The sequence below is a fragment of the Hymenobacter jeollabukensis genome (genome assembly GCF_005771675.1).
GTDB classification, from domain to species: domain Bacteria; phylum Bacteroidota; class Bacteroidia; order Cytophagales; family Hymenobacteraceae; genus Solirubrum; species Solirubrum jeollabukense.
The window spans coordinates 252,076-265,701 of sequence record NZ_VAJM01000005.1; the positions used below are offsets into that span (position 1 = coordinate 252,076).

Here is a 13,626-nt window from a genome sequence, read left to right on the forward strand (position 1 = left end):
TCTCAAACAGGTTCAGCGTTTTCCTTCTATAAAGCCAGCTACTTCCGGCCCGCGCCAAACTTGGCGTAACCGTCCAGCACCCAGCCTTCCACCACGGGCGGATCGACGCCGATAGACCCGCTCTTGGCGTAGGCCAGCGGCCTGCCGGTTTCCATGTCAATCAGTTGGTAGACCTGCCTGCCGCGAATCATGACGTAGTGCGAGTACAGGTAACGCGCGTCGGCGGCCAGCACGGCCTGTTCGATAACCGAGCGGTCGACTACCTGCACCGGGTAGGGATATTTGCGCGCCAATTGCTCCGGCGTGACACTGGGGGCCAGGAGGTTGCGGTCAATCAGCAGCGTTTTGCGCTGAATGACGGGACCGGATGCGGTCAGTTCCGCCTCCAGGGCCCGCAGGTATTTTTTCTCGTCGGGTCGCGCCTCGTTGGCTTCCAGGTAGCGCTGCATCTGCTGCACCGTGTTTACCATGTCGCTGGGGAAGAACAGGTCGTGCCACTGCACAAACAGCATTTGCTGGGTGGTGTAGAAGCAGCCGAGCACCGACTGTTCCTGCGCGCGCCGGGCTGTGGCGGGCTTCTGCAGCACCTTCAGCCAGAGCGCGGGCGCTGCATCACGGCCGACGCTGGCTTTGCCCGCTTGCAGCACCAGGTGGGGCTGCTGGTCCTGCAGCGCGCTGTCGAGGGCGGCTTGGCCGCGCAGCACGCGCACGGCGGGCGAAAAGGTCCAGAACCGACCCGCCTGCTGCATCTGCTCGTTGTAGGCCGCCAGGTCGGTGCGGTAGCGGGCCATGGCCTTGGGGTTGTTGGCGTAGGCCTTCAGTACCCGCGGATCGGGCGCTTCCTGCACCAGTTCCAACGGCAGCTTCCGCAGCGCGGCAACACGCGGGTAATCGGACGTCAGCAGCGGCATGTATGGCTCTTGGGCCCAGGACGAAAAGGCCAGCAGCAGACCGGCACAGGTCGGCCCGAGTAAACGTAGATGCATAAGCAGCGCAACCGTAAGTAGCGGACAGAAATAGGAAGCTACAAGTAAGGCAAAATAACCAAGGTCGGCACTGGCAGCACGGCTGGCATCGGTCGGCACCGAATGCCCGCCTCGCGCCGGTCAACGCCGACGCGCCGCTCAGCTGTGGCATCTTGCCTATATTTGCCACCGGATACGCCCCCAAGTAGTACCCCAATGGAAATTCGCTGAACCCACCAGCCTGATGGCCCGCCAATCCTCCCGCCGCCTTGTGCCGCCGGGTTGGCCCGCCGATTTTCCATTCGTCCCGCCCCGCTTCGGCCCGGCGACGCAACCCGCCCCCTTATGTAATCCAGCTGTCGGCCCTGCCGCAGGAGCCTGGCCCCGGTGCTCATCGGCGCCGGCTCGTTGCTGCCTTGTTTCCGGTGGCCATTGGGCTGTAAAGCCGCGGATTTTTCCGCAGCTCGCGCCTTGCTCGTTGCGCACGGCCGCCTCATCGGGTCAGCCGGCCGGTAATGCCCGCCCGGCGTGGGAGCTACAACGTCCGTCCCTGCACGCCTAGCCCTGGCGGCTATACGTGCCCCGGGCCACGCCACTCTTTTCCTGCCATGAAATTCAGCCCGAACGCTCCACCGAGCGCAGCCCGCTGCTGCGTTCGGGCCTGCGCCGCTCCGCTCCGCGCGGCCCTGGTTTTCCTGTTCACCCGCTAAGCCCTTTCATCCTTATGAGTATCGTCGCCAACCATCTTTCCTATACCCACCCCGACGGCGAAACGCTGTTCCTCGACTTGCACCTGGCCGTGCCCGGCGGCGGCAAGGCCTCCCTGGTCGGGCCCAACGGCGCGGGCAAATCCACCCTGCTGCGGCTGCTGGCCGGGCAGCTGCCGCCCACCGCCGGCGAGGTGCTGCGGCCCGAGCCGCCCTACTACGTGCCCCAGCACCTGGGCCAGTACGACGCCCTCACCGTGGCCGAAGCCTTGGGCGTGGCCGATAAGCTACGGGCCCTGCACGCCATCCTCGCCGGCGACGCCACGGCCGAGCAATTCGCCCGCCTCGACGACGACTGGAGCATCGAAGAGCGGGTGCAGACGGCCCTGGCTCACTGGCAGCTGCCGCCGCTCGACCTGCACCTGCCCCTCGGCGCGCTCAGCGGGGGCGAGAAAACCAAGGTGTTTCTGGCCGGGGCCCAGCTGCACGGCGCCGGCCTCATGCTGCTCGACGAGCCCAGCAACCACCTCGACGCGGCCAGCCGCCAGCTGCTCTACGACTTCCTCCGCCGCACCCCGGCCACGGTGCTCGTCGTCAGCCACGACCGGGCCCTGCTGAATCTGGTAGACCTGACCCTGGAGCTGCTGCCCGACGAAGTGGCCGTGTACGGCGGCAACTACGACTTCTACCAGGCACAGAAGCAAGTGCAGCTAGCGGCCCTGCAGGCCCAGCTCGACGCCACGGCCAAAACCCTGCAGCAGGCCCGGCAGAAAGCCCGCGACGTGGCCGAGCAGCGCCACAAGCAGGACGCCCGCGGCACCGCCCAGGGCCAGAAGAAGGGGCTGCCGCGCATCGTGGCGGGCCACCTCAAGCGCCAGGCTGAGCAAAGCTCTGCCCAGCTCCGCGAAGTCCACCACGCCAAAATCGACGGGCTGAGCCAGGACGTGCAGCAGCTGCGCACCCAGCTGCGCGAGCAGCAGGCCCTGCGCATCGACCTGAGCCACTCGGCCCTGCACCGCGGCAAGGTGCTGGTAGAGGCCGAAGGGGTGAACTTCGCCTACGCCGGCCAGCCCCCGCTGTGGGCGCAGCCGCTCACGCTGCAGCTGCGCTCGGGCCAGCGGCTGCGCATCGAGGGGCCCAACGGCGCGGGCAAAACCACCCTGGTGAAGCTGCTGACCGGCCAGCTCGTGCCCACCACCGGCCAGCTGCACCGCGCCGCCTTCACGTCATTCTACCTCGACCAGGAGTACTCCCTCATCGACAACCAACTGACGGTGTTCGAGCAACTGCAGCGCTACAACTCCCGCCAGCTGCTGGAGCACGAGCTGAAAACCGTGCTGCACTACCACCAGTTTGCCCGCGAGAGTTGGGACCGGCCCTGCGCCGGTCTCAGCGGCGGCGAAAAGCTCAAACTCATCCTGTGCTGCCTCACCGTGAGCAACCGCGCCCCCGATCTGCTCATCCTCGACGAGCCCACCAACAACCTCGACCTGCCCAGCCAGCAGGTGCTCACCGACGCCGTGCGCAGCTTCCAGGGCACCCTGCTGCTCATCTCCCACGACCAGCCCTTCGCCGACGACATCGGCGTGGATGAGACGCTGACGCTAGGGTAAAGGCCCTGACGCGAGCCGGCCCCGGCAGTGCGGCACCACCATCGCGGCACCACCGATTCGCCGCCGGCAGATCGGCAACCGAAGGGCGGGCCGGTTTGCCCCAAGGCCTTATTTGGCGTCGGCGCCGGGCTGGGCCAGGCCTTCGAGCACCCAGGCCTGTACCTTGGGCGTACCGACGCTCTGGCCCAGCTTGTACTTGGCAAACGCCACCACCTGCCCGTCGGCCATGTTTACGAGCTGGTAGGCATGGTCGCGCAGCAGCAGCACGTAGCGGGCGTACAGGTAGCGGGCGTCGGCCGTGCGTACGGCTTCTTCGATGACGGCCCGCGGCACCAGCTGCACCGGGTAAGGATACAGCTCGGCCACGCGCGCCGGCGTGAGGTCGGTGGAGAGCAGGTCCTGATCTAGCAGCAGGGTTTTTTGCCGAACGACGGGGAGTCCGGCCCGCAGCTCCGCCTGCCGGGCCTGCCGGTACTGCTGGTCGCTGGCCCCGCCGGCGCGGGCCAGCAGGTAGCGCTGCATCTGCTGCAGGGTATTGAGCAAGTCGCTGGCGGAAAACTGGTCGTGGAAACGGCGGACCAGCACCGTCTGGGTGGTGTAGTAGCAGCCGAGCACCGTCTCCACGCGCGCGTTCTTCTTGCCCGGCGTTTTCTGGTGCACGTTCAGAAACACGGCCGGGCACACGTCCTTATCGGTATCCGCCTGCCCGGATTTCAGCACCAGCCGGGGCTGCCCATCGGCCAGCAGGCTATCCAGCTGCGCCGGAGTCAGCACCTGCACCTGGGGCGAAAACGTCCAGAACCGCCCCGCTTGGCGCATGTGCTCGTTGAAGGTGGCAATGTCGGTGCGCAGGGTGGCAAACATTTCCGGCTTTTTGGCCGACACTTTCGCCACAAAGGGCGGTACATCTTCCAGCAGCAGCACCAGCGGCATGGTCCGCAGCGCCTCGATATGCGGGTAGTCGCTCGGGAAGAATGGAACGGGGCCCTCTTGGGCCCGGCCGCGGAGGGCCAACAGCAGGCAAAAGCCGCTCAGCAGCAGTACGCGCAAACGCATAAAATAGAAATGGCCGGGCGGCTAACCGACCGCCTCGGAACCCGCAAGATAATGCCCCGGCAGCCTTTCTCCCACCGGCGGCCCGGGCGGGGCCCCCGCTCACCCCGCCGGGCATAGAAAAAGCCGGGGGCGGCCCGGCTTTTTCATCGTAGCAATAGGTGTAATAGGGGCGAGTAGGGGGCCGGTCTAGCCCTGGGGCGTGGGGCCGCCGGGCTTGGCGGGCCGGGCGGCCGCGTCGTCGGCGTCGTCGGAGAGGCGGTAGAGCTGGCGGCGGGTGGCATTGGTGGGGAAGGCCAGGCGGGCGGCTTTGTTGAGGCGCTGCCCGAAGCCGAAGGCCGCGTTTTGCACCCGCACGTAGCCGCCGGTGCCCTCCTGGTTGGTGCCCTTCTGCATTTCCTGCTTGGTGTCCACCGCGTCGAGCTGGTCGGCCAGGGTCTTGAGGTCGGCCAGCTGCTGGGCCGTGAAGCCCTTGGCCGCTAGCTCGGCCTTGTCGCGCTCGGCGGCTTCGGCGGCCATGTCGAGCAGCAGGCGCATTTCCTCCGGGTCGTTGGCGGCCTTGGCGTAGCGGTCCTTGCCGTACTGGTTCAGGCGGCCCTTGTTCTTGGGAAACGCCTGCTCCACGTAGTAAAACACCGACTGCGCCGTGCGCCGCGCCCGCTCCATTTCGTTGCCCACCACGGCCGTGTCTTCCGACAGCTTGCCGCGCCGCACGTCCACGTTCGGCGCCTTGTCGGCCGCCTCCAGGGCCGCCATCCATTCGGCCCCGAACGTGCCGCCCAGTTCGGGGTTGACGGCGGCAAACGTGGCCGCGTCGGTGAGGTAATGGCCGTGCATGGTGCGCATGCGGGCGCGCATGTCGGCATCCGAGCCGACAAATTTGCGGCCTTCGGGTTTGGGGGTTGACATAAGGGTAACTGTAAAAGGGTTTTGGAAGAATTATGAGGCTACGCTATGACTATTCCCAGTCATTTGCAACTACTTCGCCGCCTAAATCACCCAAAACGCCCTAAGTACCACGCGAAACCAGCAAAGAAGCGCCTCCGCCGGACAAAGAGCCGCCACCCACGGACAAAGAGGCACCCGAAACGGGTAAAGAAGCGCCGCCAACGAACAAAGAAGACCCGCAACCGACAAAGAAGCGGCCCAACGAACAAAGAGGCGCCTCGACCGGACAAAGAGCCGCCCGCACCGCTTAAAGAAGCCCCCGAAACCAATAAAGAAGCGCCTCAACCGCGCAAAGAGGAACCGACGCCCGCCTACTGCCCACCCGCTCCGCGCTGCTAGAGCTGCTCGCGCGACTGGGGAAGCAGGGGAGTGAAGCGAAGCCGGCCCGCTGGGGCGGCGGGCCGGACTAGATAGCTATTATGGTGATGTTTGAATTTGTATAGGCATAGTCTCATGTGAATGCTTTTATCAGTTTGGTTTTGAGTATACAATTATGAATAAGGTGTAGAACTATTCTAGGACTCTATATTCAAGATCTTTTCTTATTCTTTCTGATAGCAGGCTGTGTAATTCTTGCTTTCTTTCATCTGAAACAATAAGGGGATTGATTTTGTCAAAAAATGTGGAGTTTATCCAAAAATATGCAAAGTCTTTAATTATTAAATTAGGAATTTGTTCTTTGACTTTCGTTAATAAAATTTCATTTATTTGATTGGAATAAGACTCATAATCGTTAGTTTTAGTATAATCAAATATTAATATATCTTCTATTAAAATTGATGCTAGTTTATCTGACATGCGTTTGATGTTGGCTTTTGTGGTTTTCTTCTGTATTGCATAAGCTACATGACTTGAAAACTGATCTAGGAATACGTCAATTATTGTTTTAAAGTATTGGTCTTCAATTTGCTTCAGTTCTTCTTGATCAATCATTTTTCTTCCTAATGCCTCTACAATCGAGTTAATCTTCGATGTGACAGTATTAAGCTCATTTACTGAATTTAATATAGTTTTATTGGATGGCTCGGTTCTCATTTTATTTAAATATAAATAAAACATACCGGAAAACTGACTCCTTAAATATTCGATTATTTCCTCTACTCTTTCGAATGTTTTTATTGGTCTTTTCGAAACCTCTTGTATGAATTTGAATATATTTATTGAATCCACATGTGCAAACTTGAAACTGTTATTTTCCTTTATTATTTTATTGAATAGCGTGATATTTTGTTTGTATGTTTGATACTCGGCGTATACATTTTTGTCAATAAAGATAAAAACTGGAATATTATTCTGTGCTGCGGTTTCAAATTCGCCTTTGGTGATACTAGTGTATTCCGCATCATATTTTTCATAATCTATGTTCTGCTCTTGCTGTGAGGTTGCTGAGCCATATCTGCCTCCAATAATTAGGATCATAATATGGCACGAATCAACCTCCTGATAGCAAGAAGTGTCTAAAGATCTGCCATGCTCAAATGTGACACGCCCGCTTTCGAAAAGGACTGGGTCAAAGCCATATGATTCGATAAATTGCTCAATACTTTCCCTGACATACTTTAAATCGTAGTAGGTCGAGCTGATGAATACTCTTGGTTGCATTTTTAGGCTGGGTTTGACGTTTGTTGTTCTATTTGGCGAAGCACATACTCGCGTAATATATACGTAACCATTGTAGCAGCTAGGAGGCCTACTACAAACTCTATTACTCTGAACGAGTTTATTAGTGATAATGAAGCTTCATTGTTTACAAATTTATCTATTGCTTTGTCGGTTTTGGATAAAACATAACCGGATAAAAATGATGCAACAGCTGTTCCAAGCTTTGTAAACCTTTCTCCTTCTTTTGGTGAATCAGGAGAAGCGAAAGTTCCTAAAACCCATCCTATGCCCACTCCTAGTGTAAGTATTGCAATATTGATATACGGATCGTAAGGAGTGATTTTTATCTTAAATGAAAAGTATAACATTGGCATATATAGCAAACATACACCGGTGAGTAAAGCCAGTAGAGCAGTAATAAATTTGTCGCTGCTAATTTTTTCTAAAAGCGCAAGGAGGAAAACTTTCATATTAATTTAGTTAATATTTGATGATAATTTCCCCAGAATCTCCTGCGCGGCCACGGCAATGACGGTGCCGGGGCCGTAGATGCCGGTGACGCCCGCGTCGTAGAGGAACTGGTAGTCCTGGGCGGGGATGACGCCGCCGGCAATGACGAGGATGTCTTCGCGGCCGAGCTGGGCCAGCTCGGCGAGGAGCTGGGGAATGAGGGTTTTGTGGCCGGCGGCCAGCGAGGACACTCCTACTACGTGCACGTCGTTTTCGGCGGCCTGGCGGGCTACTTCGGCGGGCGTCTGGAACAGGGGGGCAATGTCCACGTCGAAGCCCACGTCGGCGAAGGAGGTGGCAATGACTTTGGCGCCACGGTCGTGGCCGTCCTGGCCCATTTTGGCCACCATCAGGCGGGGGCGGCGGCCTTCGCGCTGGCTGAACTCGTCGGCCAGCTGCCGGGCCTTGGCAAATTCCTGGTCGTAGTCCATTTCGGCGGAGTACACGCCCGAGACGGTGCGGATGGTGGCCTGGTGGCGGCCAAAGACGGTTTCGAGCGCGTCGGAGATTTCGCCGAGGGTGGCGCGCAGGCGGGCGGCCTGCACGGCCAGCTCCAGCAGGTTCTCCTTGGCGCGCGCCGCGTCGGTCAGGGCCTGGAGGGCCTGCTGCACGGCGGCGTTGTCACGCCCGGCGCGGATGCGCTTCAGGCGGGCAATCTGCGACTCGCGCACGGCGGCGTTGTCGATGTCGAGGATTTCGATCTGGGTTTCGCGGGCGGCTTCCTCGTCGCTGAGGCGGTACTTGTTCACGCCCACGATGATTTCCTTGCCCGAGTCGATGCGGGCCTGCTTGCGGGCGGCGGCTTCCTCGATGCGCAGCTTGGGCAGCCCGGTTTCGATGGCCTTGGCCATGCCGCCGAGCTGCTCCACTTCCTGAATCAGCGCCCAGGCCTTGTCGGCCAGCTTGTGGGTGAGCGTTTCCACGTAGTAGGAGCCGCCCCAGGGGTCCACCACGCGGGTGATGTCGGTTTCGTGCTGCAGGTAGAGCTGGGTGTTGCGGGCAATGCGGGCCGAGAAGTCGGTGGGCAGGGCAATGGCCTCGTCGAGGGCGTTGGTGTGCAGGCTCTGGGTGCCGCCCAGGGCCGCGGCCAGGGCTTCCACGGTGGTGCGGGCCACGTTGTTGAACGGGTCCTGCTCGGTGAGCGAGTAGCCCGAGGTCTGGCAGTGGGTGCGCAGGGCCAGGGACTTGGGGTTTTCGGCCCCGAACTGCTTGATGAGCTTGGCCCAGAGCAGGCGGCCGGCGCGCAGCTTGGCAATTTCCATGAAGTGGTTCATGCCGATGGCCCAGAAGAAGGACAGGCGCGGCGCGAACTGGTCGATGGTCATGCCCGCTTTCAGGCCGGCGCGCACGTACTCCACGCCGTCGGCCAGGGTGTAGGCCAGCTCCAGGTCGGCGGTGGCGCCGGCTTCCTGCATGTGGTAACCCGAGATGCTGATTGAGTTGAACTTGGGCATCCGCTGGGCGGTGTAGCTGAAGATGTCGGCAATGATGCGCATCGACGGCTCGGGCGGGTAGATGTAGGTGTTGCGCACCATGAACTCCTTCAGAATGTCGTTCTGAATGGTGCCCGCCAGCTTCTCCGGCGCCACGCCCTGCTCCTCGGCCGCCACGATGTAGAAGGCCATAATCGGGAGCACCGCCCCGTTCATGGTCATCGACACCGACATCTGGTCCAACGGAATCTGGTCGAAGAGCAGCTTCATGTCCTCCACCGAGTCGATGGCCACGCCCGCCTTGCCCACGTCGCCCACCACCCGCGGGTGGTCGGAGTCGTAGCCCCGGTGGGTGGCCAGGTCGAAGGCCACCGACAGGCCCTTCTGCCCGCCGGCCAGGTTGCGGCGGTAGAAGGCATTCGATTCCTCGGCCGTGCTGAAGCCCGCGTACTGGCGGATGGTCCAGGGGTTCTGCACGTACATGGTGCTGTAGGGCCCGCGCAGGTAGGGCGCCTGCCCGGCCCCGAAGCCCAGGTGGTCGAGGTGGGCCACGTCATTGGCCGTGTAGTAGCCTTTCAGGTTGATGCCTTCGGGCGTGGGGTTGCTGGCGGGCTGCACCGGCAGCGCCGGCTCCGGGGCGGCATCGTAGGGAATATGGGCGAAGTCGGGTTTCATGGGGGAATGGCTGGGGGCCGCTTGGGGCGGTGCTGGGGTTGCCTCTAGCACGTCATTCCGAGCGAAGTCGAGGAATCTCGCGTGCTGATGGCGGATAGTAATTTCTGTTCAACGAGGGAATTACTATCGAGCGAGATGTCTCGGCTTCGCTCGACATGACGTGCTGATGGCTTCGTTTTAACGGCCTTGCAAACGTGCTAAAACATCATCCGTGCTGTAGCCCGACACGGTGAATTCCTTGAAGCCGAAGTAGCGCACGGCGTCCTGCATGGTGGGCAGGTCGCAGGCCAGGAGCACGGGGGCCTCGTGCTGCAGCTGCTCGCCGTCGTCTTCGCTGTCGTCGGGGCGGTTGCGCACGAAGTCGGCGAACTGCTGGAACTGCTCGGGCCGCGCCGACATCAGGGTGGCTTCCTCGGGCGTGGAGAAGAGCAGCGACAGGGCGCCCTTGTCCGGCAGCTCCGACATGGCCGGGCGCTGCTCGGCCGGCAGCAGGCGCACGAAGGAGTCGTAGATCTGCTGAATGGTATCGGTGCCGAGCAGCACCACGGCGGCCTTCTTCTTTTTCAGCTCCTTGCGGATGAAGTGCATGGCCGTGGCCAGCCGCAATACTTCCGAGGGGTAGGCCGCCCGGGTCGAGTCGAACTGCCGGCTGCGCAGCAGCTTCTTCGGGTCGAAGCTGAACTGCTCCTTCAGGTTCTGGAAGCGGTTGGTGCCCACGATGACCTGCTCGCCGGTGGCAATGCGCCGGAACTGCTCCATGGTGGCCAGCCGGATGCTTTCGTACACCTTGCCGCGGGCTACCAGCAGGCCGCCGGCCGCCTCGGTCTGCTGAAACAGGGCCCAGGCCTCGCGGGCCAGCTGGTCGGTGAGCGTTTCGATGAAGTAAGAGCCGGCGGCGGGGTCGGCCACGCGGTCGAGGTAGGCTTCCTCGCGCAGAATCACCGGCACGTTGCGGGCAATGCGGCTCGAAAACTCGTTGGGCGCCTCGTACAGGCTATCGTAGGGCGTGACGGACACGGAATCGGCCCCGCCCAGCACCGCGCTCATGGCCTCGGTGGTCACGCGCAGCATGTTGGTGTGCGGGTCCAGCGTGGTCTGCGTCCACGACGAGGTGGTGGCGTGGATGCGCAGCGTGGCCGCCACCTCGGGCCGCACCCCGAAGGCGTGCAGCAGCGTGGCCCAGAGCCGGCGCAGGGCGCGTAGCTTGGCTATTTCCACGAAGTAGCTCGGCCCAATGCCCACGTGCACGTGCAGGGCGGCGGCAATGGCCGTCACGTCCAGGTCGAGGTCGTCGGCGGGGAAGTTGTCGAGGAAGGCCACGGCCGTGTTGAGCGTGTAGGCCAGCTCCTGCACGGCGGTAGCGCCGCGGCTGTTGAAGAACTGCCCGTTGACGGCCAGCGGAAAAAACTCGGGCAGATGGCGCGTGAGCTGCACGCAGCGGCGCAGCCCGTGCACCAGCATGGCGTAGTCGTCGGGCTGGCTGTTCGAGCCGGGAGAATAGCGCAGGAAGCCCTTCAGCGGGCGGTCCACGCTGGCATCGACCAGGCGCCGGGTGAATTCCTCGGGCTGCCGGCATACTGTGAAGCCCCACACGCCCTGCTCCAGCGGCAGCGTGGCCGCCAGGTAGCCCACATCGAAGCGCTCCGGGTCGGAGAGGTCGAAGTGCGCCCCGTCGGCCCCGCCCTGCACGGCGCGGGCGGCGTGGTCGATGGCGGCGCGGCCGTCGGTGCCGGCGGGCACCAGCAGGGTGGGCAGGTTGCGCCAGGAGTTGGGGGCGGCGCGGCGCAGGGCGCGCACCTGCGGCGCAGGCATTTCGCCGAGGGCCGTGAGGGCCTCACGGTGGTAGAAGGGCTCCAGGGTGAGGCCGTCGGGCGTTTCCCAGCGCAGGTCGGCGGGGTCGGCACCCTTCAGGTCGCGGGCAATGCGCGCCTGCCAGGCGGCAGTGCTCAGCGGCTCGAATTCGGAAAAGGATAAGGCGGCGGGACGGGGGCTGTCGGACATAAGCGTGCTAACAGGCAGCAGACGGGCCAAAACGGCCCGCATCGGTGCCCGCAAGATACTAGCTTGCCCGCAACGAAGCGGGGCAAGCGAATGACTCCGCCAGCCAATGTTACCTACGCCCTCGGGAACCACCGGGCCCGCGCCGTACCTTTGTGCTTTGTAGTTTCCCCAAGACCCTGATGTCCCGATTTCGTTTTCGCGGCGCGGCGCTGGCGCTGCTACTGGCCGCTACGGCGGCCTGCCAGCGCGGCGCCCTGCAGCCCACGGCCCAGCTGACCAATACGGCCCAGCCCATGACGGCCGCCCAGCCCGCCGACCCCAAGGTGGAAGCCGTGGTGGCGCCCTACCGCTTGAAAGTCAAGCAGCAGATGGACGAGGTCATCGGCCACGCCCCCGAAGCCATCCGCAAGAACCCCGGCGAGTCGCCGCTGGCCAACTTCGCCGGCGACATTCAGCGCGAGCGGGCCGCCCGGGAGCTGGGCCAGGGCATCGACCTGGGCGTGATGACCAACGGCGGCCTGCGTGCCGAGCTGCCTGCCGGCAACATCACCACCGGCTCCATTTTCGAGCTGATGCCCTTCGAGAACGAGCTAGTGGTGCTCGACGCCCCCGCCTCGGTGGTGCAGCAGCTGTTCAACTTCGCCGCGCCCATCCACATGGCCGTGTCGGGTGCCACCTACACCGCCACCCCCGACGGCAAGCCCACCGACATCCGCATCGGCAAGGAGCCGTTCGATCCGGCCAAGGACCGCACCTACTCCATTGCCATCAGCGACTACCTGGCCAGCGGCGGCGACAAGCTGGAGTTCTTCCGCCCCTTGCCGCCGCGCCACACCAACGTGCTGCTGCGCACGGCCTTCAGCGACTACGTCCGCCAGCTCACCAAGGAAGGCAAGCCCGTGACGGCCAAAGCCGAAGGACGGGTCCATTTTTAAATGTGGGAAATGTGTTAGAATGTGGTTGAGTGTGAGAAATGAGCCAACCAATGTTGAAGTCATTGCTCATCCTGCCACATCCGCCACCTGACCGATCAGCACATTAATCACATTTCCCACATTCCGCACATTAGACCATCATGCTCCGTCGCGACTTCCTGAAATCTTCCGCTTTGGGTGCCGCCGGCCTAACGCTGGCCGGGCCGGGGCTGATTACCTCGGCCCTGGGCGCCGCCAAGCCGGTGCGCCTGACCATTCTGCACACCAACGACATGCACTCCCGCATCGACCCCTTCCCGGTGGGCGCGGCGCAGTGGGCCGACGAGGGCGGCATGGCCCGGCGGGCGGCACTGGTGGCCCGCATCCGGCAGGAGCAGCCCAACGTGCTGCTGCTCGACGCGGGCGACATCTGGCAGGGTACGCCCTACTTCAACTTCTTCGGCGGCGAGCTGGAATACAAGCTCATGAGCCAGATGCAGTACGACGCGGCCACCCTGGGCAACCACGACTTCGACAACGGCCTGCAGGGCCTGGAAAAGCAGCTGCCCAACGCGCAGTTTCCCTTCCTGATTGCCAACTACGATTTCTCGCAGACTCCGCTGAAGGGCCGCTTCCAGCCCTACAAGGTGTTCGAAAAGCAGGGCGTGCGCATCGGCGTGTTCGGGGTGGGCATCGAAATGGCCGGCCTGATTTCCGACCGTAACTACGGCGCCACCAAGTACCTCGACCCGATTGCCGTGGCCCGCGAGCAGGTGCAGCACCTGCGCGGGGCCGAGAAGTGCGACCTGGTCATCTGCCTCTCGCACCTGGGCTACAAGTACGAGTCGGCCAAAGTGGATGACCACAAGCTGGCCGCCGGCGCCCCCGGCATCGACCTGATCATCGGCGGCCACACCCACACCTTCCTCGATACGCCCACGGTGGTGGAGGGGCCGCAGGGCCACCGCACGCTCGTCAACCAAGTGGGCTGGTCGGGTATCAAATTGGGACGAATCGACTACGTGTTCGACCGCGCCACGGGCCGCAAAGGAGTGGCAATGGCTGAGTCGCTGAGTATCAATGCTTCAGCCCTAAGCTAGCGGAAATCGGTTTGGCGCTCTGCCGACTTTTCCACATTTTTGTCTCCCCCTAGCCGAAACCAGGTTCCAAAACCGGGTTTCGGCTGGCTTTGCCCGTCCCTCCCC

Annotated in this window: 10 protein-coding genes; 3 read left to right on the plus strand and 7 right to left on the minus strand. The window is 62.2% G+C overall.

The annotated features are described in order from the left end of the window. Nucleotides 1-38: 38 nt before the first annotated feature. A complete protein-coding gene (locus FDY95_RS13270; protein ID WP_138078247.1) occupies nucleotides 39-986 on the minus strand; it encodes a hypothetical protein in 948 nt (315 codons plus the stop codon). A gap of 703 nt (nucleotides 987-1,689) precedes the next feature. On the opposite strand from FDY95_RS13270, the gene FDY95_RS13275 reads away from it, so the two are divergent. After that, entirely contained in the window at nucleotides 1,690-3,285 is a 1,596-nt protein-coding gene (locus FDY95_RS13275; RefSeq protein WP_138078248.1) for an ABC-F family ATP-binding cassette domain-containing protein, read from the plus strand. 108 nt (nucleotides 3,286-3,393) lie between these two features. Here the strand turns inward: FDY95_RS13275 and FDY95_RS13280 are convergent, their stop codons facing one another. The 6 genes from FDY95_RS13280 to FDY95_RS13305 form a co-directional block, all read right to left on the minus strand. After that, nucleotides 3,394-4,341: a hypothetical protein gene (locus FDY95_RS13280; RefSeq protein ID WP_138078249.1), complete on the minus strand. Its 948-nt coding sequence runs from the start codon at nucleotides 4,339-4,341 to the stop codon at nucleotides 3,394-3,396. Between the two features lie 186 nt (nucleotides 4,342-4,527). After that, complete coding sequence (locus FDY95_RS13285) at nucleotides 4,528-5,247, minus strand: hypothetical protein (RefSeq protein WP_138078250.1); 720 nt, start codon at nucleotides 5,245-5,247, stop codon at nucleotides 4,528-4,530. 549 nt (nucleotides 5,248-5,796) lie between these two features. Then, on the minus strand, nucleotides 5,797-6,888 hold the full coding sequence (locus tag FDY95_RS13290; RefSeq protein ID WP_138078251.1) for a DUF4062 domain-containing protein: 1,092 nt from the start codon (nucleotides 6,886-6,888) through the stop codon (nucleotides 5,797-5,799). Nucleotides 6,889-6,890: 2 nt separating this feature from the next. After that, the gene (locus FDY95_RS13295; RefSeq protein WP_138078252.1) at nucleotides 6,891-7,358 is read right to left on the minus strand and encodes a hypothetical protein; all 468 of its coding nucleotides are present in this window, start codon (nucleotides 7,356-7,358) and stop codon (nucleotides 6,891-6,893) included. 6 nt (nucleotides 7,359-7,364) lie between these two features. Next, entirely contained in the window at nucleotides 7,365-9,506 is a 2,142-nt protein-coding gene (gene scpA, locus FDY95_RS13300; RefSeq protein WP_138078253.1) for a methylmalonyl-CoA mutase, read from the minus strand. Nucleotides 9,507-9,683: 177 nt separating this feature from the next. Continuing rightward, complete coding sequence (locus FDY95_RS13305) at nucleotides 9,684-11,507, minus strand: methylmalonyl-CoA mutase family protein (RefSeq protein ID WP_138078254.1); 1,824 nt, start codon at nucleotides 11,505-11,507, stop codon at nucleotides 9,684-9,686. A 179-nt stretch (nucleotides 11,508-11,686) separates the two neighbouring features. Here FDY95_RS13305 and FDY95_RS13310 point away from each other — a divergent pair, with 179 nt between their 5' ends. Both FDY95_RS13310 and FDY95_RS13315 read left to right on the plus strand, forming a co-directional pair. After that, complete coding sequence (locus tag FDY95_RS13310) at nucleotides 11,687-12,442, plus strand: 5'-nucleotidase C-terminal domain-containing protein (RefSeq protein WP_138078255.1); 756 nt, start codon at nucleotides 11,687-11,689, stop codon at nucleotides 12,440-12,442. A 140-nt stretch (nucleotides 12,443-12,582) separates the two neighbouring features. Then, nucleotides 12,583-13,521, plus strand: a complete 939-nt coding sequence (locus FDY95_RS13315) for a metallophosphoesterase (protein WP_138078256.1) — start codon at nucleotides 12,583-12,585, stop codon at nucleotides 13,519-13,521. The last annotated feature ends 105 nt before the right edge of the window (nucleotides 13,522-13,626 follow it).

What these genes read in the sequence shown, in the direction of transcription:
- FDY95_RS13290 (WP_138078251.1), bottom strand. Translation starts at nt 6,888, where the DNA reads ATGCAACCAAGAGTATTCATCAGCTCGACCTACTACGATTTAAAGTAT.
- FDY95_RS13305 (WP_138078254.1), bottom strand. Translation starts at nt 11,507, where the DNA reads ATGTCCGACAGCCCCCGTCCCGCCGCCTTATCCTTTTCCGAATTCGAG.
- FDY95_RS13315 (WP_138078256.1), top strand. Translation starts at nt 12,583, where the DNA reads ATGCTCCGTCGCGACTTCCTGAAATCTTCCGCTTTGGGTGCCGCCGGC.
- scpA (WP_138078253.1), bottom strand. Translation starts at nt 9,506, where the DNA reads ATGAAACCCGACTTCGCCCATATTCCCTACGATGCCGCCCCGGAGCCG.
- FDY95_RS13285 (WP_138078250.1), bottom strand. Translation starts at nt 5,247, where the DNA reads ATGTCAACCCCCAAACCCGAAGGCCGCAAATTTGTCGGCTCGGATGCC.
- FDY95_RS13280 (WP_138078249.1), bottom strand. Translation starts at nt 4,341, where the DNA reads ATGCGTTTGCGCGTACTGCTGCTGAGCGGCTTTTGCCTGCTGTTGGCC.
- FDY95_RS13310 (WP_138078255.1), top strand. Translation starts at nt 11,687, where the DNA reads ATGTCCCGATTTCGTTTTCGCGGCGCGGCGCTGGCGCTGCTACTGGCC.
- FDY95_RS13270 (WP_138078247.1), bottom strand. Translation starts at nt 986, where the DNA reads ATGCATCTACGTTTACTCGGGCCGACCTGTGCCGGTCTGCTGCTGGCC.
- FDY95_RS13275 (WP_138078248.1), top strand. Translation starts at nt 1,690, where the DNA reads ATGAGTATCGTCGCCAACCATCTTTCCTATACCCACCCCGACGGCGAA.
- FDY95_RS13295 (WP_138078252.1), bottom strand. Translation starts at nt 7,358, where the DNA reads ATGAAAGTTTTCCTCCTTGCGCTTTTAGAAAAAATTAGCAGCGACAAA.